Below are 21,351 nucleotides of genomic sequence, written 5' to 3' on the forward strand. Positions count from 1 at the left end.
TAAACTAGTAACATCGATTAGTCATTCCAGACTTGTGCGATGTTTTGCTCGATAATTTTAAAATTGTATTCACTTAGTGGATAATCAATCGCACATACTCGTTGATTAGGATAAGTTGAAGGTAAATTAGTCAAAATAATTTCAACATGACCGCACTCATCTATATGCTCACATAAATAAATATTATATTTCCGATCAAAGTAATTATATAAATCTCGCTTTAGCTGATTGCGAATTAATAAAGGTAAATCAGAAGCCAATAAAATATTGATTTGCTTTTCATAATGGATAGGATTTTCAAAAGCACTTACTAACATATAATATTTGCCTATTAGATATTCCTTTTCTAAAAAAATGGGATCTTTAGTTAGATCGTATAGCGAATCTAAAAAATGATTGATTTTAATAATCAACTCTTTATGTTCCACTTGATCTTCTGAAAGAATATATCCATCGATATCCACAGTGACATGACGAAAAATACGGCAATATAGATTGGCACAAAATAAATAAATAAAAATAAATCCATTTCGATTTTTAGGAATAGGAAAAAAATATTGACTAAACAGCTCAACACATTGAGTAGTCAATCGGAAAATATCTGAATTTGTTTTTTCGTGGTAATTTAAAATACGTTCTCTTACTTCTTCAGAGTCATAAATTTTCGTCTTCATCTGAATCAATAACAAATAAAAATAGATTTCCCCTTCATCATATACATTATATTTGCTAATGCCTGATTGAATCATTGTCACTTCTTTTAATTTTCTGACACTCCACACGACTAAAGTCATGGGGTTCTTAGGTAATACACCCTAACGGACGCAAATTGACTAAGCTAGCCCCGAAAGTCCTTCGGTTTTAATATTTATGCTTGCATTAATATCTCTGTCATGAAGTGTTCCACAATGTGAACATACCCATTCACGAATATTTAGCTCTTTTTTGCCATCATTATGACCGCAAGAAGAACAAAGTTGTGAACTTGGGAAAAATCGGTCGACTTTCACTAAAGTACGACCTTTCCACTGGCATTTATAGTCTAATTGTCGAACGAACTCATTCCAAGATACATCTGAAATCGACTTCGCTAATTTATGATTTTTAACCAACCCTTTTACATTCAACTCTTCAACACAAATGATTTGGTTCTCATCAGTTAGTCGTGAAGAAAGTTTATGTAAAAAATCCATACGTTGGTTCGCGATTTTCTCATGGATACGTGCCACTTTTACTTTTTGTTTTTGGTAGTTGCGACATTCATCTAATTTGCGATTGTGCTGTTTCGCAACTTCTAAACGTTTTGAAAGTTTTCGTTGTTCACGTATCAACCGTTGTTCAAGAGAACGATAAAATCGTTTATTGTCGATTTTTTCTCCTGCGGATGTGATACAGAAATGAGTTAAGCCTAAATCTAATCCAATGCTATTTGTTACAGGTTCTTTCAAACTATTCTCTGTTTCCACTAAGAATGTCGCAAAGTATTTCCCTGATTTTGATTGACTGATCGTGACGTTCATTAATTTACCTTTGAAACGTAATTCTTCTGCCATCTTGACCCAACCTACTTTAGACACATAGAAGTAACGACCGTTGACTTTCATGCCTACGGCAGTTCGATAGGACTTCTTAGAATATTTTTTACTCTTGAATTTAGGAAATCCAAATTTAGAGTTGAACGTATTTTTGTACGCTTTATTCAAATCCATATTTACTTGACTTAGAGGTTGTGCTTCAATTTCTTTCAACCAAGCAAATTCTTCTTGCTTTTTCAGTCCAGCATAGGTCAGTTTGTTTTCAATATATTCAGGATTTTCTTTTTTCTGCTTGTAGTTGGTAATTCGCTGGTCGAGTAAAAAATTCCAGTAGAACCGGACACAACCAAAAGTTTTTTGAATTTGGATTTCCTGTCTTGAATTCGGATAGATTCTGATTTTATGGGCTTTTTTCATATCTGTACACCTCCTTGCTGTATACCCTAAGTATACTAAAATCGGTGTGAGAATCCTAAATGTAAGCATAAATATTAACCCTTATTTTGACTTTATCATGTAGAGTTTGTTCACACAGGTTCGCTAATCCCCATGCAGTTCTCTGATGAACTTCTTACACTTTCATGCAAGCACAGACTATATCTTATCCTTCAACTTTACTTGTTCAGGCGAAACCACTTCCACACGCTTGTGTGTACTTCCCTCAAGAGGAATAGTCGTTGAACCTTCCTATTTCTAGGCTTGGCTGCTGATTTTCGATTGTGTAAGCACTTAGGATTTAACCTTATGCTATCTAACGAATTTTTTCTGTTTTCACCACGTTCACGCTTGGGTTTATTATCCCTACGTTGTCGTTTCGTTAGCTTTACGAGTTCCCAGCAATTCAGTTTCTTCATTGGACAATACGAGTATTTGTATTGCCTCTAAATGCAAGTTTCCCTACATTCTTACAGTACGTCTACGGGCTATCATCCCACCATTAAAATAGTGGGTTTTCTCGCCCGCAAATTCTATAATATTAATATAATCGTCCCACAATGGATCTTTAGCTATAAAGTATTTTTTATGGAACCGTAAAATATTGATAGCCAATAAATAGGCTATTTGCTTTTTATGGATAGTCGAAAAATAAAGGTCAGCTTCTGTTGAGAACGTATCAATCGAATCGTAGATTTTGGTTTCTGCGATAAATTGAAATGGCCAATCACGATCTTTATATAAAGACCATAAAAAAATAAAAAAACATAATCGGATATTTACTTCTTCCCCATTGAAAAAAGGTTCTTTTGTTTTGACTTGTACATTGAATTCTTGTGCAAATTGATTGATTCGTTTAATCGTTGATCGCACTAAACTTTCACTAATGTATTGTTCTCGTGCATAGGATTGAATGGAATGCACCCGATCAAAAATCAAATCTAAAAAAATCATAATCGTGATGTCATTTTCTAATAGATAATTTTTAAGTGTATAGGGTGTATATCCATTAAACTCTAAATTAACGCCTTTAAATTTTGCATACTCTAACTTTAATTGGGCTGAGAATGCTGTATTAAAGTTGTCGATCAGTTCTTCTAAATCATGAATATAGCGTTGAACACTTCGTTCATTTAGCTCTAAATATTGGCTCAAGGTATGTACATCTGTTGCACTACTTTCTAAATGTAAAACATCGATCATTCGACATAATATTTTATGCTTTTTTTCTAATAAATTATAAATTTGATAATCCATAGATGCCTCAATCCTCCGTTTAAGTCGATTTTTGAAGTAATGGGTTATGTTTATTGTAATGGACTTTAGAATAAGGCACAAATATTAATGTTTATGACATTTGTTGATTAAAAAGAATTGGCTGGTTCATTTTGTTTAGTTCTTTTGATTTAATTTATTTTTATTTCGAATGCGATAATAGTTAAGAAATAACCAACTCTCTTGTTGCTTATTCGTGTGTTCTTTTATTTTTCTTTTATACAGCTCGTTATATTTTTTTATTTGATCTATTGTGCTGTCACTCGTTTTTCTATATACTTAATACTCTTACTTTCCCTATTTTATGTACAGAAAGGTGGTTGCTTATGAATTTAAAACAAGCAACGTCTCGAGAATTAGCTGCTATTGAGACATTTTATGAAAAAACAATTCCTTTGATCGATCCAGATACCACTAGTTGGATTTTAGGTGTTTACCCTTCCATAGATAGCGTTCTATCAGCCATCAATAAAAAAGAATTTTATTTATTCGTAGACGATTCAATGACGATTCTTGCTACGGTTATCTTAAATCATCAAGCGCATGAGAATTATCAAAAATTAACTTGGCTTACACAAAACACTACTGCGCACGATCATTTGATTGTGCATACTTTAATTGTCGACCAAACACGCAAAAATCAAGGAATTGGTACCAAATTGATGAAAGCCATTAAAACATACGCTCAAGATCTAGGTGTAGTCTCTATTCGTTTAGACACCGCTAAAACGAATCTTCCAGCACAACATTTATATGAAAAGCAAGGATTTACTTATATCGGACAAGTAGATTTGCCAAAATTTGATCAAACTGGTGTTGATGAATGTGTGTGTTATGAATATCTTTTATCTTAAAAAATCAGAAAAAGTTTTTATAGACTATACCTCTATTTTTTTGCTTGATATTTTTAACGTAGTAAATTAGCCGATTTTTCTGAGAATAAATAAAAAAACCACCTTTACCAAGCGGCAAAGGCGGTCTTTTGTGCAAGGGCGGTTGCACGTAAGGAGCTAGTTATCATAAGTTTACTTATGTAAGACCATAAGCAAGTGAGCTAAAAACTAGCTACACTAAAATTATATTTATCGACCCTAATTTTGTCAAAATACTTACTTAAAGTTTAAACTTTAAGTAAGTATTTTTTATTTTCATTATTTTTGTAGCACCTGATTTCTAGCAGAATTCCCTGAATAATCAAATTTAGCGCCACTCAATTCGAATTCATGTCGTTCACGGCTAACATATCCGACGATTTGATCACTTTGGTAAAGTTCCCATAAAAATTCAGCTAGTTCTTCGCTTGTATGATATGTACCAAATGCTTTATCGTAATCATAGGACTCGACTTGATTTGCAACTGCTCCAAATTCTGTTTTTGTCGCTGCTGGTGCTAAGACTTTTGCTTTCATTTTGGCTTTGGTTTCATTTAACTCATGAGCCAATCCTTCTGTAAATGCACTGACATAAAATTTTGTTCCACAATAAGTAATTGCAGTTGGAACGACTGTATATCCTCCTGCAGACGACACATTGATCAGTTGGGTTTGGTCAACATCTGCATATTTTTTGACAAATAGCATCGACAAAATAGTCACTGCTTCAATATTTAATCGTAAAAGCTGTTCGGTACGCATAAAGTCTTGATCTACTATATGACTATACATCCCGACACCGGCATTATTGATCCATGTGTCGATAGATAAATGTTCGAGTTCATCAAACAATCGATAGCAATTTTTGATTTCACTCAAATCGACGACTTTGATGATAACCTCACTATTTGGAAAATTCGTATTCAATGTTTCTTTTAGCTGTACTAATGCTTCTTTTCGTCTGGCAATTAAGATCAAATTTTTCCCTTGTGAAGCAAAAACACGCGCAGTAGCTTTCCCAATTCCTGCGCTAGCTCCGGTAATTACAGTATATGTTTTCATATTGATTCCCCCTTAGTTGTTAAAGAGAATGATACATCCTGGAGCACACTCCAGGTCAAGGGGGAATCACAACTTTTTTTATCGTTTATGAGATTTGAGTATTTTTGGTTAGCATTTCTTGATACAGCGCAATTTTTTTATCTAAAAAGGCTAAATTGTTCGCGAGTTCTTGCTGTTTATCTAGTAAAACACTCGTTTGTTGCGTTAACAATACCAAGCGTTCTTCTATGGTTTCTTCTCCTTGTTCCCGCAGTTTAGCATACGTTTTAATATCGGCTAAACGCATTCCTGTTTCTTTTAATCGTTTAATAAATTCGATCCATTTAATGTCTGTCTCATCGAATACACGCCGATTATTTGAATCACGTTTCGGGATAATCAAGCCTTCTTTTTCGTAGTAGCGTAATGTGTCAATTGAAAGCTCAATCTTTTCAGACGTTTGACCAATTGTATAGCACATTTTATTCACTTCCCTCATCCTATTTCTTTTCTCATATTATCTTGAATCTCATTTTAGCGCAAATCAATACGAAATAAAGATTATTTGATATACTTAAAGAAAAAGGAGTGAGAAAAAATGAAATCTTATCATTGGGTTTTATTAGGAATAGGTTCTATCGGATTAGGAGTAAGTAGTCCCGTTGCAGCTAGTGAGATGCATCGCGTGTACAATCCAAATAGCGGTGAACATTTTTATACTGCAAGTACAATCGAATCGCAAAATTTGATTTCTTTAGGATGGAAAGATGAAGGAATTGGTTGGTATGCTCCAGAAGTTGGAGAAGATGTTTACCGACTTTACAACCCAAATACTGGAGATCATCATTATACCTTAACAAATGCTGAAAAAGAATTTTTGCTCACTAAAGGTTGGAAAGATGAAGGAATCGGCTGGAAATCAGATACTCGTAAAGAAATTCCAATCTACCGTGCTTATAACCCAAATGCAAAATCTGGTAGTCATAACTATACAAGCAGTTTAAATGAACAAGCACACTTAGCTTCAGTAGGATGGAAAAGCGAAGGAATCGGCTGGTATGGACAAAATCCTGAAGGTGATGGAGAGCTCTACCCTGAAATTACGAAACAACTTTTGAACGGTAAATCTTGGTATGAAGGAGCTTCAGTTGATATCCTGATGCAGCCAAGACAAGGCTTTAAAAACGAAAAATTTTATAATTTGTTAGGTCAATCATTTGATTATACGATCACGTCTTCTGAAAAAGAAGTATATTCTATTTTAGATTATCGTCAAAATAGTACGGTTTCAGTTGATGTCACCACTCAGCTTCTTATCCCTAAAGTAGATGCATATGGTAATAAAAAAACCGATACGTTTCTTCTATACTATAAATCAGATGGTACCTTGATGATTGCGTATAGTACAGACACAACAAATACTCATGCTACTTATATCGGTTTTCCTTTAGAAAATGTCTCGTTATTGTCAAACTAAGACTGGAAAAGGAGCAATAGATCATGAACAAACTGACTTGGTATGCAAGTAGACAAGAGCGTTCTGAAGCAACAATTACTATTTTGATGGATCTAATCAGGGAGTTACACGAACCCAATACAGCACCACTACGAGAATTATTTGCCGAGTATGTCACTGCATTGTCTGATGAATCTAACTCGATTTTGATTATATTGAATCGACTTCAATTAGATAGCGCTAACTGCTTAATACACCACAACATTACCTTAACAAAAGAAAATCAAGCACGAATGCAACAGATCCGAAAATTAAGTGAAATCCGTTACGGAAATTAAAGGAGAAATTAGATGCCAACAGTTGAATTGACACGTTTTCGGGTTCTTCCTGATAAGACCCAGCTCGTGGATGAATGGCTCTTGTTTTTAAACGAACATATGCAAGAGACATTACTTACATTGGAAGCGGAAAAAATGTATATTGAAACTATTTTTCGAGAAGTATTAGACGGATATGAATATCTTTACTGGTACTCTGTCCAAGGAGAAAATGGACAAGCAGTCGAAGATTCGCAGCACTGGATCGATAAAAAGCATCTAGAGTACTGGAATAAGTGTATTGACAAAACCTTTCGTCCAGTAGATTTAACTCCTGAAGTGATTATGATTCCAGAGAAAATAAAATACGCTATGAATGAAACGTGAGGATATGAAGATGACGATTCGACCTGTAACCGAAAAAAATTGGCGTGAGATCATCGCTCTAGATGTCGCCTCTTCTCAAAAAGACTTTATAGAGCCAAATAGTCATTCTCTACTTGAAGCTTATTTTGATCATCATTTTGCTTGGCAGCCTTTTGGGTTGTATACAGATGATCGATTAGTTGGGTTTGCTATGATCGGCGCATACCAACAAAAAGAACAGTTTATTTGGTTAGACCGTTTTATGATTGATCAACATGCTCAAAGCAAAGGATACGGCACTTTATTTATTCAAGAACTGCTCACTTTCATTTCAAAAAACTGGGTAGTAAAAACTGTCGTCTTAAGTATCCATCCCAACAATGAGACGGCAGCTCTATTTTATACACAGATTGGCTTTGTGGATACAACTGAATTCGATCCAGAAAATGGTGAGCGATTATTTGTCTACACGTATTCAGATAGAAAAGAAAATACCTCACATAAACCGTGAGGTATTTTTTACAATTGAATATGAGACAGAAAACGTTCAACATCTTGGTAGCATAGTCACTAATCGAGGTTATTCAGACTGGGCAATGACCGTTATTGATGCTTCTATTACAGAAATTTGGTATCGTTTTAGTCGTAGACAAGCTGATTTTTATATTGAGTCTTCATTTGATGGCTTACATTTTACTCAAATGCGAATATGCCACATGGAGTTAGAGTAATGCTGTCAAACTCATCATTTCAAGTAATCCTTGGGCGACTTCGCTTCCTTTATTTCCAGATTTTGTCCCCGCTCGTTCGATCGCTTGTTCGATTGTCTCAGTAGTTAAGACACCAAATACTACGGGAATTTGAGCTTGTAAGCCCACTTGAGCAACCCCTTTTGCAACTTCATTGGTGACTAGATCATAATGGCTCGTTGCACCTCTAATGACTGCACCTAAAGTAATGATTCCATCGTAATCTTTTTTAGTCACGATTTGTTTTGTGATAAAAGGAATCTCAAATGCACCTGGTACCCAATAAACATCAATTTGTTCCTTTTCTATCCCATGGCGAATCAAATTATCCATCGCACCACTCAATAATTTAGATGTGATAAATTCGTTGAATCTTGCTACAACAATTGCTACCTTTTGATGGTTACCTTGATATTGTCCTTCATAAATCATTTTTTCTACCTCCAAATTAGTGAATCGTTAATTCATGATGAAATTTTTCTTTTTTTGTTACTAAATAATGATGATTGTGCGGATGAGGATTAACTTGTAAAGGGATTCTTTGATCAACTTGGATTCCCATTTTTTCAAGTTCATGTACTTTATCTGGATTATTTGTCATCAGTTGAATCCTTGTCACACCGATTTCGTTTAGCATAGTTGCAGCAAATGAATACGTTCGTTCATCTGGTAAAAAACCAAGAGCGATATTGGCTTCGTAAGTATCCATTCCAGCTTCTTGCAGCTGATAAGCACGTAACTTATTCTTCAATCCGATACCTCTACCTTCTTGTCGTAAATAAAGAAGAACACCTCGTCCAGCTTGTTCGATTTTTTCCATAGCAAGCTGTAATTGTTCCCCGCAATCACAACGTAAAGAGCCAAACACATCACCCGTTAAACATTCAGAGTGCACTCTGACTAAAATTGGATCAGTAGATTCTTGCTCTAATCCTTTAGATAACGCTAGATGTTCTCGATGTTCCTCATCTTCGAATAGTTGTAAAGTGAACTCTCCTACTTTTGAAGGAAGCGATACCTTAATTAATGTATTTTGTAGATAATGGACCAATTCATCAATAGTAATCAGTGGTAATTCCCATTCTTTTGCGAGTTGTTGCAATTCAGCTTTACGAGCCATTGTCCCGTCAGCCGATAAGATCTCACAAATATAAGCAGCTTCTGTCGCTTGTGCTAATTTTGCTAAGTCGATAGCAGCTTCTGTATGCCCTCGTCTAAAACGCACACCACCTGGTTTTGCAATCAAAGGAAAGACATGTCCGGGACGATGAAAATCAGTGGGTTGTGTTGCGTGATTGGCTAGCGCTTGAATTGTTTGTGCGCGTTCTATCGCTGAAATTCCAGTATGGGTAGAAATATGATCGATACTGATCGTAAAAGCGGTTTGAAAGCTATCTGTATTTTGTTCAACCATCTCCGATAATTTGAACTGTTGTGCAATTTTTTCAGATATTGGCGCACAGATCAACCCTCGTCCATGCGTGGCCATAAAATTAATCGATTCAGCTGTGGCATAATCAGCTAAACCAATCAAATCTCCTTCTGCTTCCCGATCTTCATCATCAGCTACAATAATCAAGCCACCTTTTTTTAACCATTGAACCGCCTGTTCTATTTTATTCATAAACAGTCTCCTTTGCTTGCATACGCTTTTGTTGTACCTCCACATATTTGCCAATCATATCCGTTTCAAGATTCACAGATTCCCCAATGACTAACTCTCCTAACGTAGTTAGATGACTAGAATGTGGAATAAGACTAACTGAAAATTTATTTGTCGTCGTCTGCGTAATCGTTAAACTTACACCTTGAATGGCAATCGATCCTTGAGCAATAAGTTGCCCGTTTAGCTTTGGTGGATAAGAAAACGTAAGGATCGTAGCATGATCCAGTATTTTTTTATCTAGTAAACGAGTTGTCGTATCAATATGCCCTGCTACAAAATGTCCTTCAAAGCGCTGGTTTTGTTGCATTGCACGTTCTAAATTTACTTTATCGCCAATTTTACTGGCCTGAAAAGTCGTTCGTTTTACTGTTTCAGGCATAATCAGTACGGTAAATGTCGTTTCTGTACAATGGATTGCCGTTAAGCAAGCTCCATTAATCGCCATACTATCGCCAATATTATAATCAAGTAGTAGCTGACGTGAAGCCTCACACGTGATCTCCATACTTGAGGCATACCGTTTTATTCGACGTATTATCCCAATTTCCGCAATCAGGCCTGTAAACATGGACGATCTCTCCTCGCTACAATTTTTAAATCTTCTCCAACTAATTCGATATGGTGAAGACTAAGTTTTTTCATAGTAGGCACCGTAGTATGATCAAAAAAGCTTGATACGCTATTTCCTCCGATTAAGGTTGGCGACAAATAGGTGATCACTTCATCGACATAGTCAGCTTGTAAAAAAGCATTATGAATATGCGCGCCACCTTCCACATATACTGACTGAACGCCTTCACGTTTCAAATACATCAACACTTCCGTTATCGAATCATCTGTTGTTAGCTGACAGACCTGTACATGTTTAGGTAGTTTAGGGATCGACGCGTATTTGGTGAAAATCCATACTGGAACATTCGTTTCTTGAAAAATCGCATACGTCAGATTAGAAAATAACCGACCTGTACGATCGAGTACGATTCGAAGTGGCGGAAATTTTGTTGACTCCGTAGTCAATAAGCTAGGATTATCTGCCAGTACTGTTTGACTTCCAACTAAAATCGCTTGATAATATGCGCGCTCTTTTCTAACTTGAGCTATAGCATCTACACTTGTAATATTCGTTCGTTGATTGTGGACTATAGAGATTTTGCCATCTAAAGTGATTGCTTGTTTTAAAACTACATAGGGTCGATTTTGTTCGTAAAAGGTTAGATAAGCACGGTTCAATGCCCGAACCTCTTGTTCTTGAATCCCCACAATAACCTCGATTCCACACGATTCAAGATAAGCTTTACCTTGTCCTGAAACTAATGGATTTGGGTCAAGTTGCCCAATTACCACACGTGTAATTCCACTTTCAACGACCGCTTGTGTACAGGGCGGTTGTTTTCCAAAATGATGACAAGGTTCTAATGTGACATAAAGAGTTGAATTGTGTACATCTTCAGGGGATTCACATTGCGTAAGCACATGTCGTTCTGCATGTGGCTGTCCATAGGCTAAGTGTGCACCAGTCGCAATAATCTTATCGTTTTTTACAAGTACAGCACCTACTCGTGGATTTTTATAAGTAGTATAGGTTCCCTTTTTGGCCTCTTGTATAGCTAAATCCATGTATTGCTTATGCATGTTACCACCTCCTGAAAATTGACTGAATAAAAAAACATGCCTCGTAAAATATACGAGGCATGCCTAAATAAGACCACTTCATTTCAAAAATTGGGTAGACTCTACCCCTTGAAATCGTTTGGTTTTCTTCTCACATCCAGACTTTAACTGTCGGCGCCAGACTCACACTGGCTCCACCGCGTTATGCGGGTCACGGACTTCAAATAGGGTATATTTGTCACCGCCGGTCGGGAATTGCACCCTGCCCCGAAGAATGTATTCAATTCACAGAGTATCGTAACGTAAAGGATTTTCTTCGTCAAGCATTAAAATTTCTTACTGGACTAATTCAAAATGAAATAGTTAGTAGATTTTCGTTATTTTATTAAAAGGGATTCAACGTGTTTTACTAAACATTTATATTAATAGAAATATTTTTAAAATCAGGTAGTAAAAATATTTGAATATATGTTATTTTATAGTGATAAACAGAGGAAAAAAATAATTTTTTCCACTTGTTTATAACCACGATTTTTTGACCATTATTCATAATTTTTGTGTTCTTTCATTTTTATACGATGCTTGACTTGCTGATTGCAAAAAAAAAATGTATAGTAGAGTCGAACTTAGATTTCACTATTTAGGAGGGATCCTTGATGACAATTTCATCATACATCGTACGCCCAAAGAACTTTATATACCCTATTATTTAGTTCTTTGATGGAAAATTTCCTCAAAGAAGAAAAGAGGAAATCATATGACAACAATTACACCATCCGAATATTGGTATGCTAAAGAACAAATTAAATCACTTGTCGGTGCATATCACTCTGTAAATGACAAACGTACCATTCAAACGCAACAAGCTTTGATTTATGAACATACTGCATTTATTTTTGAACGTTCTAACGAGCTATTGGCGATTTGGGACCGATTTTTAGATGTAACGACAACTAGAGAACAGGCTGAAGCATATTTTACTGCAATGAAAATGTTCGTCTTGCCTATGGAGCTTCCTTCAACGAAACAAATCGATAAATTATTTCGAAAAGTTAAAAAAATGAATTATCCAAATCTCGAGCAATTTGATCCAAGAGAGCTATCTTATCTGGGATGGACAGATGCCGGGACGAACCGTAAATTTATTATACGGAAACGCGAAAATCGTTTTGAAGGTGTTTATGGCACATTTAGTACCGATATCAAAAAAGGCCATTGTGCAATCTGTAACCATATCAGTGCTGTTGGATTTTTTCTAGCCACTACTAAAACTTCAGGTGATGGCACGTATACGAAAAATGGAAATTATATTTGCAGCAATAGTATTCAGTGCAATCAACAGCTGACACATATCGAAACATTTGATCGTTTTTTTGACACTGTTTCATTAAAAAAATAATCTTTACTCGTTTACAATCAACAAAAAACACCTTAAGCATGTATCACAAAGGCTTAAGGTGTTTTTTTATTTACTAGATGCTTATCTCTCGATCAACAAATCAGGATACTGATGTTGTAAATGATAGAGGGTTTCTTTTAAGGCTTCTTTTCCAGCTTTATCCAATACATACAATTCTGTGATATCTAGTTGCTGATACTGTCTTAAGTCAGTATCAACTAATTTTTCTTTTAACGTATGTGTTGAAGCAAAAAATAATTGTCCAGAAATATACAATTGATTCTCATTTTCATCAACTTGTAATTTTGAAGCTTTACTGATAAAAAACAAACTACTGGCAATCACTCCAACTAAAATACCAATAGCTAGATTATGCGTATACACTACGATTATAATCGTACACAGCATGACTAAACTATCTGTTAGAACCGTCGTACGTAAAAATCGAATACTATCCCAATCAAACGTTTCAAAAGCCACGGTGATCATAATTCCAATCAGTGCCGCTGTAGGAATTTGGACCATAATACTTTTTAATCCTAAAATCATTATAAATAGCATCATTCCAGCAGTAAATGTGGATAGTCTACCTTTTCCACCTGATTTTACATTGATAACCGCTTGACCAATCATCGCACAACCTGCTTGACCTCCAAAAAATCCAGTTATTATATTTCCAATTCCTTGTGCTTTTACTTCCTGTTGACTATCTCCTTTTGTTTGTGTCATATCGTTCACTAAAGGCAACGTCAGCAAGGATTCAATCAGTCCTACCATCGCTAAAGCGAGCGCAGTTGGAAAAATCGTCAATAGCGTGGCCATTGTAAGTGGAACATCCGGCAGTCCAATTTGAGGTAAGCCACCTGTCATATCCCCTAAATCTCCAACTTGTTGCAGTTGGAGTCCTGAAAACATCGCGATCACTGTCATCACAACAATGATAATTAAAGCAGGAGGAATTGATTTTATAAATTTCGGTAAGACAAACATCAATAAAATTGTCAGTCCAGTCATGCTATACGTGACTAAATTTTGATGGAACAATTGTTGGATTTGAGCTAAAAAAATTAAAATTGCCAACGAATTAACAAATCCTAACATGACGGATTTTGAGATAAACCGCATCAACTTATGAATACCTAAATATCCTAAAATCACTTGTAAGATACCAGCCAAAATCGTAGCTGCAATCATATAAGATAGCCCATGATCACGTACTAGACTGACCATTACTAATGCCATCGATCCTGCAGCAGCCGATACCATCGCAGGACGACCACTAGTAAACGAAGTAACAACACACAATATTACCGAGGAAAATAAAGCAGTAATCGGATTAACACCTAAAATAATAGCAAATCCGATTACTTCAGGAATCAGTGCGACAGAAGTAACCAATCCCCCAAAAATATCGTCTTTTACATGACTGAACCAGTCTTCTTTCTTTACATAAATCACTTGTATTCTCCTTTATTTTACAATTAAAACTGGAACATCTACTTTTGTAGATACGGCGTGACTGACACTACCTAACATTAATTTTTTTATTCTGGTCAATCCTCGATTTCCCATAATGACTAAATCAAAAGTATGTTCTTTGATATAGTCGATAATTTTCGTAGCAGGTTCTCCTACTACGATATCAATCGTATGGTTGCCTAATAATCCAGTAATTTCTTTTTCAATTGTTTGAATCCGTATCCGTTTTTTTTCTTCTTCTGATAAAGACAAATCCAAGCACTGGTCTTTCGCTTCTGAGACCTTCAGCACTTTTAACAGCGTAACGTGTGCATCAGGAAATAGTTGTTGATATTTTTGTGCTTCTTTAACAGCATTTAAGGCATGAGTAGAACCATCAAATGCAACTAAAATCGTTCTCATCGTTTTCTTTTCTCCTTTAGACTAATAGAAACATCCTAACATATATCTATAAACTTTCAAGCTAAATATTCTTGAAAGTGAAAAGATTTTCTGAAAAATAAAAAGGAATGTTTTATTCAAAAAAAAGAGAAGAGTATAACCTTAAGGTATAAGGCCTTTGCTTAAAAAGAATTGGAATAAAGAAAAAGTTGTTAGTATACTGATTGTATTAGAAAGGAGTGAATATTTTGAGTATTACTGTATTGATTACCTATACCGGAAAAGAACAACGCGCTCAAGAATTTATGCAAGAAATGCTCGCTAGCGGACTTGTCGAAAAAATTCGTGCGCAAGCAGGAAATGAACGTTATGAGTATTTTTTGCCTGTCGATCATGTACATTCGGTTTTATTAATTGATCGATGGACAGATCAACATGCACTCGATTCTCACCATCGTTCTCCGATGATGAAAGAAATTGCCACATTAAGAAAAAAATATAAATTAAGTATGCAAGTCGAAACGTTCCAACATGAGTAAGATATAAAATCGCCTTTATCAAGACAGATAAAGGCGATTTTATGTTAAAGTTTTTCTAATTTCGTCAGCAGTTGAAATGTTCCTAACGCTGTACCTTCTAATATTATTGGCTCACAATTCGAAATTTTTAACGTCAAAGTTTCCTCATCTGATAACGCCAGTAATGTACGTAGCATCAAACGAGTTGCAACAAAATGAGAAAAAATACTAACAGTTTGTGTACTCGTTAACGGTAACTCGTTTAAAAATGATGTTACGCGTTGACTGACATCTTGATAATTTTCTCCATTTGGAGCAGCAGTCTGAAAACTATGTTTAAATTCCTGTGTAGCAATAAATTCACGATACTCATGTAACTCAGACTCAGATCGTCCATTAAATAACCCTAACGAGCGCTCATTTAATCGTTTGTCGCGAATAATATCTATACGTTGTGTCGCTAAACGTGCTGTTTCATAGGCACGTGTCAAATCAGATGCATAAATAAGTGTACTATTGTTTATCTCGGAGTGTTCTTGCAACTTTTTGGCTTGTGCTGTTCCTTTGGTAGTCAACAAAATATCCGCTTGACCTGAGAACACTCGAGTATGTGGATTTTCTTTATTTAAAGCATTAAATGCAGATTCTCCATGACGAATTAAAATTAATTTCATGCTAAACTCCATTTCTTTTCATTCAATTTAAGACTATATCTACACTAGCAAATTTTAGTTGGGTTTTCAATTTATTTTTTTAAATTTATCGTGATTGCGATAATAGTTAGGTTAAAACCCGATTGATGTTGCAACTATCGTTTTCTTTTTTGACGCCATAGATTAAAGCGCTGTAGTTGATTTCGTGTCCGTTTTATTTGACGATAACGTTTTGGTTCTTTTTTATAAAAATCTTGATGCATCGCTTCTGCTTCATAAAATGGGCCGCTCGGTAAAATCTTGGTTACGATCGGATTGGTATAACGGCTACTGTTGGCTAGTTTAGCTTTTTCTTCTTTTGCAATACCTTCCTGAGTTAGATTGGCCACATAAATAACGGGTTGGTAATGAGGTCCACGATCTTGAAATTGGCCAAATGCATCTGTTGGATCTGTCACGTCAAAATAAAGTTCAACTAATTTGCGATAGCTTAATTGTGTCGGATCAAATATGATCTTTACTGCTTCAACATGTCCACCTTCTCCACTAAGTACTTGGTCATAAGTCGGTCTAGTCGTTGTCCCTCCCGTATAACCAGATCGTATGTTAATGACACCTGGATAGGTATCAAATGGTTCAACCATACACCAAAAACATCCTCCAGCAAAAATCGCTTCTTCATAAACAGATGAACTTTCTTTAAGTGGCTTTGAATCAATAGTCTTTTTTTGTTCTCCTCGCAATTGCGTGAAGTAAAAATCATGAACATCTGGTGTCAGCGTCCCTCTTAGTGCTAAAGGCCGCAGTGTATATTCTAATTGAGCTAAAATCGTCGCTTGAGATTGCTCGTCCCATTGATTTTTAGCTTGAATCAACTGTTCACGTTCCCATTGCCTAGTTCCTGGGTTTAAAATAAGATTGTATAATTGGTTTAATCGTTGTTCCTCCATTTTACGCCCTCCTCATCCTTACTTGTAGTATAACATGTTCAACAATAAGGTATTTAATCTACTACAGCTAGCGGATATAACAATAAAATAATAACGTTATTTTATTGTTATATATTTCCCAAATGTTTCATTGTCTTTTTTACAATCTTCTGTGTTAGAATAAAGTTAAATGGGATATTTTACTATTCTTTATCTTTCAATATTTACATAAAAACAGTTATTTAATAACATACATAGTTTATTTTGGGGAACAAGCTGTATTTTCTACAGTATAAAAAGGGGGATTTGTAATGAATGCATCTAAATTAAAACAAGGATTAGAGTTAAAAAAACCTGGCATTATCAACTGGTTTCATATCAATGGCTATTCGTTAGAAGAATACCAAGCAGGACGTATTCAAATTGAAGATAAAGCACAGTTTATCAGCGAGCAATTGCAACATTTTGCCAAAAATGAAAATTTTGTCTTATTCTCAAATTCTATTCAAGATCTTGAGTATAGCTTTATTATTATCGATCAAGATGATGAAAACGGTTCTTTTCGTCTATTCAGCGATTTTTCAGAAGTGGTCGCAGCATTTGATAACGTTCTGGCAAAAATGAGTTAAACGACAAAACAGGAGGTGTTTTATGTCTGAAACAAGTTTCGATCCAATTCTCCCTCAACATATGCACACTCTAATCCTTGGTAGTGCACCGGGAAAACGTTCTTTAGCTACACAACAATACTATGCACATAAAGGAAATGCTTTTTGGCCGTTAGTCTTTTCATTTACAAAACATGTGTATACAACAAATTATGAAGAAAAATTAGCATTACTTACACGTAAGAAAATCGGATTATGGGATGTTTTTGACCAGTTCGTACGAGAGGGCAGCATGGATCATCAATTTCAATCCGTAACATTACAACCTCTAGCCACTCTATTTGAAGAATTCCCCTTATCTTTAGTTATTTTAAATGGAAAAACTGCGACAAAAACGTACTATACTAACTTAGACTCGACTAGGTCGCAATGGTTGACACTTTCTTGCCCTTCTACAAGCGGTGCGAATAATCGTCAACAGCAGTTTCGCCAAAAACAATGGTTTCTAGCTTATCAGATTAGCGAACAAATCAATGTTTTAGCTCAAAAAGGCTATCGTTTGTATTTTGGACATACACCGTTTATTTGGAGCCATGTGACACACTTGCGAACAGAAGTTTTTATACAAGAACAAGGAATTCAATTTAATGATGAGTTTGATGATTTACATACCGTTGATCAATTTGACTATTTTTTATTGATGGATCATGATACACCACTTGCTACCCTTCGTTTCCAAACAAAAGATAACCAAACGATCCAACCAGATCGTTTTTGTGTTGCACAAGGCGTTCGTAATCAAGGGATTGGAACGATACTTTTATCTCTTTACGAACATTATGGGAAATTTCTGGGTTATTCTAGTAGCGAACTTGTTGCAGAATACCAAGCACTTGAATTTTATCAAAAACTTGGGTATCATGCGATAGATGCGCCACATAGTGTAGATAACATCTTGTGTCAAACCGTGATCAAGTCATTCGATTAAAAAATGAGCCAAATTATGTTCCCTCCTATTTCGGGCATAATTTGGCTCATTTCTTGAAGTTGCTTTTTGAAACAACATAAGAGGGTGTGACAGATTTCTGTCACACCCTCTTTTTGATTAACCTTGGCTTGATTTTTTCTTATGTTTACGGGCTTGTCTTGTTTCTTGACGACGTTCGATTTTACGTTTTTGTTGCTTCGTTTTATCGATTTCCCATTGAATTTTTTTCTTATATCCAGGTTTGATTTTTTTCTTTTTCTTTTTCACTAGACCAATCAACGTTGGATCTAGCTCATCTGCTTTTTTCTGTTCACGTTTTTTACGACGATTACGATCATAAGTATCTACAACCTCATCATTTTTGATTTCTTTTGGTTGGAAATCAACACCTAGATCTTCGATTGCAGTAATCAATTCATCTTGACTTGGCTCATATAATGTAATGGCCGTCCCATGTAATTGATTACGTCCAGTACGTCCAACACGATGAATAAAGAAATCCAAGTCTTCCGGAATATCTGCATTGATTACATGCGACACTCCCTCGATATCGATCCCACGTGCTGCAAGGTCAGTTGCGACAACAAATTGATATTCTAAGTTTTGAACTTGGCGCATAACACGTTTACGCTCACGTGGTGGGATACCTCCGTGGATCTTCGCGACTTTAAGTCCTTTTTCACGCAAATACGTGGTAATTTCATCTGCTCGTTGTTTCGTATTGGCAAACACGATCGCCAAATACGGTTGGCCTGTTGTCAGTAATTGATAAATCAAACGGTCTTGATTTTTCCCTTTTGTAGAAATAAGCCAATTTTCAATCGTATCAGAAATCACAGCATGTGCTTTGATTTCTTCAATTACTGGATTTTGCATATATTTTTTCAAAAATGGACGCAATTTCTCAGGGATCGTAGCTGAAAAGACTAACATTTGTAACTTTTCAGGTAAATGAGAGGCAATTTTATCGACTTCTTCTAAAAATCCCATATCTAAAGTCATGTCTGCTTCATCGACTACAAAAGCCGAAGCAGTATGCACTTTTAATGCACGCTCATTGATCAAATCTAAAATTCGGCCAGGTGTTCCAATCACAACTTGAGGTTGTTGACTCGCTAAGCGATCGATTTGACGCTTTTTATCGGTCCCTCCAACAAAATTCGTAACACGGATTTCTGGAGTCGCATGTGTTGCCAATTGTTTCGCTGCTGTATAGATTTGTGTGGCAAGTTCGCGACTCGGCGCTGTGATTACAAGTTGGACTTCTTCTTTAGTCGAATCGATTTTATCAAATAACGGCAATAAAAATGTATGGGTCTTTCCACTTCCAGTTTGGGATTGCCCGACAACACTTTTGCCTTTTTGGATAACCGGAATCAATTTTTCTTGTACCGGAGTCGGTTGTGTAAATTTCTTTTCAGCAAGTGCTTCGTAAATAAACGGCTGAAATGCAAATGTTTCAAATGACATTTGAGCACCTTCTTTCTTTTAACATCTTTTGGATTATACCATATTCTCCAAGAACTTCCTATTTTGTTTCTGAATTCGTCATACTTATCTCGCTTGTCTGTGATTTTTTCTCATAAAACAAACGACGTTCTTTCTTAAAAATCGCCCAAGCGATCGATCCGATAAATAAAGCTTGGAGTAAAAATAAAAAGAGTGTCAGCATCAATAAGATCACTAATGCCATGCCTTCGCTAGTGGGAATATAAGGATTAAGCAGTACCAATACTTGTGCGAGGCTACCATAAATACCATATAGCAATCCATAACGAACAAGACAGTCTTTAAAACTTGGTGCTTCACCGGTCGTATCGACAACACGTATTTTGACTAATTTCTTTCCGATCGTATATCCTTTTGTCACATACGTACATCCAATAAAGTATATGATAATCGTAATCAAATACGTCCAATAACTAGTCGTCCAAGATTCATTCGCTGTCAAATGCAACACATGTAAAAAAACAGCGAGCACCGTTCGGACTATATAAATAATACCCCAATCGATCAAAAAAGCGATAAACCGTCTAGGATAGGTCACAATATTGCCTAGTTCTTTTGACTTCTGATCCATTTCTTTGCGTGTTGGGAATAAGATCATGACTAAAGGCGCACTAAAATAGCCAATCACACCACCTAGTGTATTGTGTAGTAGATCATTAACATCAAATAAACGATACGGTCGTGGATAGATAAAATATAAACCGGTCAGTTGTGTCGTTTCAAAAAAGAGCGACCATAAAAATGAAATAAGCACGACCTTCTTTAGAGAAAAGCGAAAATAATACCGCAAATACACACCTAATGGGAAGAAGAACAGCAAATTAAATAATGGTTCTAATGTAACAGACTGCTTTAAAGCAGGTAAATAGGTATGGATATCGGTCGGACGCCACACTGTCTGAGCCAAAAAGTCTTGAAGTGATTTTCCTAACATCAATTCATACTTTGGCGTCGTTAATTGTGCGACTGCTTCGCGACTTGGTAAAGGTAAGATAGCGAGAAAATAGGAACAGAGTAAATAAAAAACAAACGAATACAAGACAACGGCACGAATAAATAAAAAGCGACCATATTTACGATATTGAAGAATAAAAAAAGGCAATGAAATCAACAGTGCTAAAAAGGGAAAGACAATTATAGCAATTTTAATGGGCTCAGTATACGCAGTAAACATAAAAATCCTTTCTTCTTTCAAAATTGACTAGGGTTTCCATTTTTCAAAAAAAAGAGTATTCTTAACATGGAGGTGTTGACATGTTATATCCTATTTTTGCATTTGGAATCCCTATTTTTTTATGTGTTCTCTATTGTTTATTTTTAGGGATTCGCCATTATTCGACGATTCCTTATCTAAGTTTTGTTCTAGTTATTATTTCAGGTTTTCTCATCGTACTCAGTATTCAAATCCTAAATGAGGCCGATCGGGTCGGAAAACAACAAAATCTAACTGCCGTCTATGGCTATAATCCTTCACTATTATGGACAACATTAGGTATAGGGATTATTTTATTCGTCATAAGTTGCATTATCGTCTATAAAGAATGGAAAACTACGTAATGCATGG

At 35.6% G+C, this 21,351-nt stretch carries 25 protein-coding genes, 1 pseudogene and 1 riboswitch; of the genes and pseudogenes, 11 read left to right on the forward strand and 15 right to left on the reverse strand.

The annotated features are described in order from the left end of the window. Positions 1-17: 17 nt before the first annotated feature. From I573_RS08390 to I573_RS08400, 3 genes are all read right to left on the reverse strand, one after another. The gene (locus I573_RS08390) at positions 18-749 is read right to left on the reverse strand and encodes a hypothetical protein (protein WP_016185445.1); all 732 of its coding nucleotides are present in this window, start codon (positions 747-749) and stop codon (positions 18-20) included. 84 nt (positions 750-833) lie between these two features. Then, positions 834-1,952, reverse strand: coding sequence for an IS200/IS605 family element RNA-guided endonuclease TnpB (gene tnpB, locus I573_RS08395; protein ID WP_016252706.1), 1,119 nt, complete (start codon positions 1,950-1,952; stop codon positions 834-836). Between the two features lie 480 nt (positions 1,953-2,432). Further along, positions 2,433-3,227 carry a helix-turn-helix domain-containing protein gene (locus I573_RS08400; RefSeq protein WP_016185443.1) on the reverse strand — a complete coding sequence of 265 codons (795 nt, stop codon included), beginning with the start codon at positions 3,225-3,227 and terminating at the stop codon, positions 2,433-2,435. 344 nt (positions 3,228-3,571) lie between these two features. Between I573_RS08400 and I573_RS08405 the strand changes: the two genes are divergently transcribed. Then, positions 3,572-4,099: a GNAT family N-acetyltransferase gene (locus tag I573_RS08405; protein ID WP_016185442.1), complete on the forward strand. Its 528-nt coding sequence runs from the start codon at positions 3,572-3,574 to the stop codon at positions 4,097-4,099. Positions 4,100-4,396: 297 nt separating this feature from the next. Here the strand turns inward: I573_RS08405 and I573_RS08410 are convergent, their stop codons facing one another. Together I573_RS08410 and I573_RS08415 are read right to left on the reverse strand one after the other, a co-directional pair. Then, on the reverse strand, positions 4,397-5,179 hold the full coding sequence (locus I573_RS08410) for an SDR family NAD(P)-dependent oxidoreductase (protein ID WP_016185441.1): 783 nt from the start codon (positions 5,177-5,179) through the stop codon (positions 4,397-4,399). 85 nt (positions 5,180-5,264) lie between these two features. Continuing rightward, entirely contained in the window at positions 5,265-5,639 is a 375-nt protein-coding gene (locus tag I573_RS08415) for a MerR family transcriptional regulator (RefSeq protein WP_016185440.1), read from the reverse strand. Between the two features lie 117 nt (positions 5,640-5,756). Between I573_RS08415 and I573_RS08420 the strand changes: the two genes are divergently transcribed. From I573_RS08420 to I573_RS11410, 5 genes and pseudogenes are all read left to right on the forward strand, one after another. Beyond that, positions 5,757-6,635 (forward strand): hypothetical protein, encoded by an 879-nt coding sequence (locus I573_RS08420; protein ID WP_016185439.1) that lies wholly within the window; start codon positions 5,757-5,759, stop codon positions 6,633-6,635. A 23-nt stretch (positions 6,636-6,658) separates the two neighbouring features. Further along, positions 6,659-6,952 carry a bacteriocin immunity protein gene (locus tag I573_RS08425; protein WP_016185438.1) on the forward strand — a complete coding sequence of 98 codons (294 nt, stop codon included), beginning with the start codon at positions 6,659-6,661 and terminating at the stop codon, positions 6,950-6,952. Between the two features lie 12 nt (positions 6,953-6,964). Further along, positions 6,965-7,318 carry a DUF6176 family protein gene (locus I573_RS08430; protein WP_016185437.1) on the forward strand — a complete coding sequence of 118 codons (354 nt, stop codon included), beginning with the start codon at positions 6,965-6,967 and terminating at the stop codon, positions 7,316-7,318. 10 nt (positions 7,319-7,328) lie between these two features. Beyond that, on the forward strand, positions 7,329-7,808 hold the full coding sequence (locus I573_RS08435) for a GNAT family N-acetyltransferase (protein ID WP_016185436.1): 480 nt from the start codon (positions 7,329-7,331) through the stop codon (positions 7,806-7,808). A gap of 10 nt (positions 7,809-7,818) precedes the next feature. After that, a pseudogene (locus I573_RS11410) lies at positions 7,819-8,016 on the forward strand (DUF1349 domain-containing protein); the annotation flags it as partial. A 3-nt stretch (positions 8,017-8,019) separates the two neighbouring features. On the opposite strand, the gene ribH reads toward I573_RS11410, so the two are convergent. The 4 genes from ribH to ribD are packed head-to-tail and all read right to left on the reverse strand — an operon-like array spanning position 8,020 to position 11,344. Then, a complete protein-coding gene (ribH, locus tag I573_RS08440) occupies positions 8,020-8,478 on the reverse strand; it encodes a 6,7-dimethyl-8-ribityllumazine synthase (protein ID WP_016185435.1) in 459 nt (152 codons plus the stop codon). Between the two features lie 16 nt (positions 8,479-8,494). Further along, positions 8,495-9,670 carry a bifunctional 3,4-dihydroxy-2-butanone-4-phosphate synthase/GTP cyclohydrolase II gene (locus I573_RS08445; protein WP_016185434.1) on the reverse strand — a complete coding sequence of 392 codons (1,176 nt, stop codon included), beginning with the start codon at positions 9,668-9,670 and terminating at the stop codon, positions 8,495-8,497. After that, the gene (locus I573_RS08450) at positions 9,663-10,280 is read right to left on the reverse strand and encodes a riboflavin synthase (protein ID WP_016185433.1); all 618 of its coding nucleotides are present in this window, start codon (positions 10,278-10,280) and stop codon (positions 9,663-9,665) included. Before I573_RS08450 ends, I573_RS08445 begins: the two co-directional genes overlap by 8 nt. Next, positions 10,265-11,344, reverse strand: a complete 1,080-nt coding sequence (gene ribD, locus I573_RS08455) for a bifunctional diaminohydroxyphosphoribosylaminopyrimidine deaminase/5-amino-6-(5-phosphoribosylamino)uracil reductase RibD (RefSeq protein WP_016185432.1) — start codon at positions 11,342-11,344, stop codon at positions 10,265-10,267. Before ribD ends, I573_RS08450 begins: the two co-directional genes overlap by 16 nt. 120 nt (positions 11,345-11,464) lie before the next feature. Then, positions 11,465-11,602: riboswitch (FMN riboswitch) on the reverse strand. Positions 11,603-12,080: 478 nt separating this feature from the next. Between ribD and I573_RS08460 the strand changes: the two genes are divergently transcribed. Next, positions 12,081-12,722, forward strand: a complete 642-nt coding sequence (locus I573_RS08460; RefSeq protein WP_016185431.1) for a FusB/FusC family EF-G-binding protein — start codon at positions 12,081-12,083, stop codon at positions 12,720-12,722. An 81-nt stretch (positions 12,723-12,803) separates the two neighbouring features. On the opposite strand, the gene I573_RS08465 is transcribed toward I573_RS08460, so the two are convergent. Further along, on the reverse strand, positions 12,804-14,180 hold the full coding sequence (locus tag I573_RS08465) for a SulP family inorganic anion transporter (RefSeq protein WP_016185430.1): 1,377 nt from the start codon (positions 14,178-14,180) through the stop codon (positions 12,804-12,806). 12 nt (positions 14,181-14,192) lie between these two features. After that, positions 14,193-14,603 (reverse strand): universal stress protein, encoded by a 411-nt coding sequence (locus I573_RS08470; protein ID WP_016185429.1) that lies wholly within the window; start codon positions 14,601-14,603, stop codon positions 14,193-14,195. Between the two features lie 227 nt (positions 14,604-14,830). On the opposite strand from I573_RS08470, the gene I573_RS08475 reads away from it, so the two are divergent. After that, positions 14,831-15,121, forward strand: coding sequence for a putative quinol monooxygenase (locus I573_RS08475; protein WP_016185428.1), 291 nt, complete (start codon positions 14,831-14,833; stop codon positions 15,119-15,121). Positions 15,122-15,165: 44 nt separating this feature from the next. Here I573_RS08475 and I573_RS08480 read toward each other — a convergent pair whose 3' ends face one another. Next, entirely contained in the window at positions 15,166-15,774 is a 609-nt protein-coding gene (locus I573_RS08480) for a histidine phosphatase family protein (RefSeq protein WP_016185427.1), read from the reverse strand. Between the two features lie 134 nt (positions 15,775-15,908). Beyond that, a complete protein-coding gene (gene msrA, locus I573_RS08485; RefSeq protein WP_016185426.1) occupies positions 15,909-16,703 on the reverse strand; it encodes a peptide-methionine (S)-S-oxide reductase MsrA in 795 nt (264 codons plus the stop codon). Between the two features lie 290 nt (positions 16,704-16,993). Between msrA and I573_RS08490 the strand changes: the two genes are divergently transcribed. Both I573_RS08490 and I573_RS08495 read left to right on the forward strand, forming a co-directional pair. After that, a complete protein-coding gene (locus I573_RS08490; RefSeq protein WP_016185425.1) occupies positions 16,994-17,311 on the forward strand; it encodes a hypothetical protein in 318 nt (105 codons plus the stop codon). Positions 17,312-17,333: 22 nt separating this feature from the next. Beyond that, positions 17,334-18,278 carry a DNA-deoxyinosine glycosylase gene (locus I573_RS08495; protein WP_016185424.1) on the forward strand — a complete coding sequence of 315 codons (945 nt, stop codon included), beginning with the start codon at positions 17,334-17,336 and terminating at the stop codon, positions 18,276-18,278. A gap of 117 nt (positions 18,279-18,395) precedes the next feature. Here the strand turns inward: I573_RS08495 and I573_RS08500 are convergent, their stop codons facing one another. Continuing rightward, a complete protein-coding gene (locus I573_RS08500) occupies positions 18,396-19,748 on the reverse strand; it encodes a DEAD/DEAH box helicase (protein WP_016185423.1) in 1,353 nt (450 codons plus the stop codon). A gap of 58 nt (positions 19,749-19,806) precedes the next feature. After that, positions 19,807-20,961: a VanZ family protein gene (locus I573_RS08505; protein WP_016185422.1), complete on the reverse strand. Its 1,155-nt coding sequence runs from the start codon at positions 20,959-20,961 to the stop codon at positions 19,807-19,809. Between the two features lie 80 nt (positions 20,962-21,041). Between I573_RS08505 and I573_RS08510 the strand changes: the two genes are divergently transcribed. Then, positions 21,042-21,344 (forward strand): hypothetical protein, encoded by a 303-nt coding sequence (locus tag I573_RS08510; protein ID WP_016185421.1) that lies wholly within the window; start codon positions 21,042-21,044, stop codon positions 21,342-21,344. Positions 21,345-21,351: the final 7 nt, after the last annotated feature.

The organism is Enterococcus sulfureus ATCC 49903 (assembly GCF_000407605.1).
Taxonomy (GTDB): domain Bacteria; phylum Bacillota; class Bacilli; order Lactobacillales; family Enterococcaceae; genus Enterococcus_G; species Enterococcus_G sulfureus.

Coding starts and splice junctions, on each gene's coding strand:
- I573_RS08390 (WP_016185445.1), bottom strand. CDS start 749: ATGATTCAATCAGGCATTAGCAAATATAATGTATATGATGAAGGGGAA.
- tnpB (WP_016252706.1), bottom strand. CDS start 1,952: ATGAAAAAAGCCCATAAAATCAGAATCTATCCGAATTCAAGACAGGAA.
- I573_RS08400 (WP_016185443.1), bottom strand. CDS start 3,227: ATGGATTATCAAATTTATAATTTATTAGAAAAAAAGCATAAAATATTA.
- I573_RS08405 (WP_016185442.1), top strand. CDS start 3,572: ATGAATTTAAAACAAGCAACGTCTCGAGAATTAGCTGCTATTGAGACA.
- I573_RS08410 (WP_016185441.1), bottom strand. CDS start 5,179: ATGAAAACATATACTGTAATTACCGGAGCTAGCGCAGGAATTGGGAAA.
- I573_RS08415 (WP_016185440.1), bottom strand. CDS start 5,639: ATGTGCTATACAATTGGTCAAACGTCTGAAAAGATTGAGCTTTCAATT.
- I573_RS08420 (WP_016185439.1), top strand. CDS start 5,757: ATGAAATCTTATCATTGGGTTTTATTAGGAATAGGTTCTATCGGATTA.
- I573_RS08425 (WP_016185438.1), top strand. CDS start 6,659: ATGAACAAACTGACTTGGTATGCAAGTAGACAAGAGCGTTCTGAAGCA.
- I573_RS08430 (WP_016185437.1), top strand. CDS start 6,965: ATGCCAACAGTTGAATTGACACGTTTTCGGGTTCTTCCTGATAAGACC.
- I573_RS08435 (WP_016185436.1), top strand. CDS start 7,329: ATGACGATTCGACCTGTAACCGAAAAAAATTGGCGTGAGATCATCGCT.
- ribH (WP_016185435.1), bottom strand. CDS start 8,478: ATGATTTATGAAGGACAATATCAAGGTAACCATCAAAAGGTAGCAATT.
- I573_RS08445 (WP_016185434.1), bottom strand. CDS start 9,670: ATGAATAAAATAGAACAGGCGGTTCAATGGTTAAAAAAAGGTGGCTTG.
- I573_RS08450 (WP_016185433.1), bottom strand. CDS start 10,280: ATGTTTACAGGCCTGATTGCGGAAATTGGGATAATACGTCGAATAAAA.
- ribD (WP_016185432.1), bottom strand. CDS start 11,344: ATGCATAAGCAATACATGGATTTAGCTATACAAGAGGCCAAAAAGGGA.
- I573_RS08460 (WP_016185431.1), top strand. CDS start 12,081: ATGACAACAATTACACCATCCGAATATTGGTATGCTAAAGAACAAATT.
- I573_RS08470 (WP_016185429.1), bottom strand. CDS start 14,603: ATGAGAACGATTTTAGTTGCATTTGATGGTTCTACTCATGCCTTAAAT.
- I573_RS08480 (WP_016185427.1), bottom strand. CDS start 15,774: ATGAAATTAATTTTAATTCGTCATGGAGAATCTGCATTTAATGCTTTA.
- msrA (WP_016185426.1), bottom strand. CDS start 16,703: ATGGAGGAACAACGATTAAACCAATTATACAATCTTATTTTAAACCCA.
- I573_RS08490 (WP_016185425.1), top strand. CDS start 16,994: ATGAATGCATCTAAATTAAAACAAGGATTAGAGTTAAAAAAACCTGGC.
- I573_RS08495 (WP_016185424.1), top strand. CDS start 17,334: ATGTCTGAAACAAGTTTCGATCCAATTCTCCCTCAACATATGCACACT.
- I573_RS08500 (WP_016185423.1), bottom strand. CDS start 19,748: ATGTCATTTGAAACATTTGCATTTCAGCCGTTTATTTACGAAGCACTT.
- I573_RS08505 (WP_016185422.1), bottom strand. CDS start 20,961: ATGTTTACTGCGTATACTGAGCCCATTAAAATTGCTATAATTGTCTTT.
- I573_RS08510 (WP_016185421.1), top strand. CDS start 21,042: ATGTTATATCCTATTTTTGCATTTGGAATCCCTATTTTTTTATGTGTT.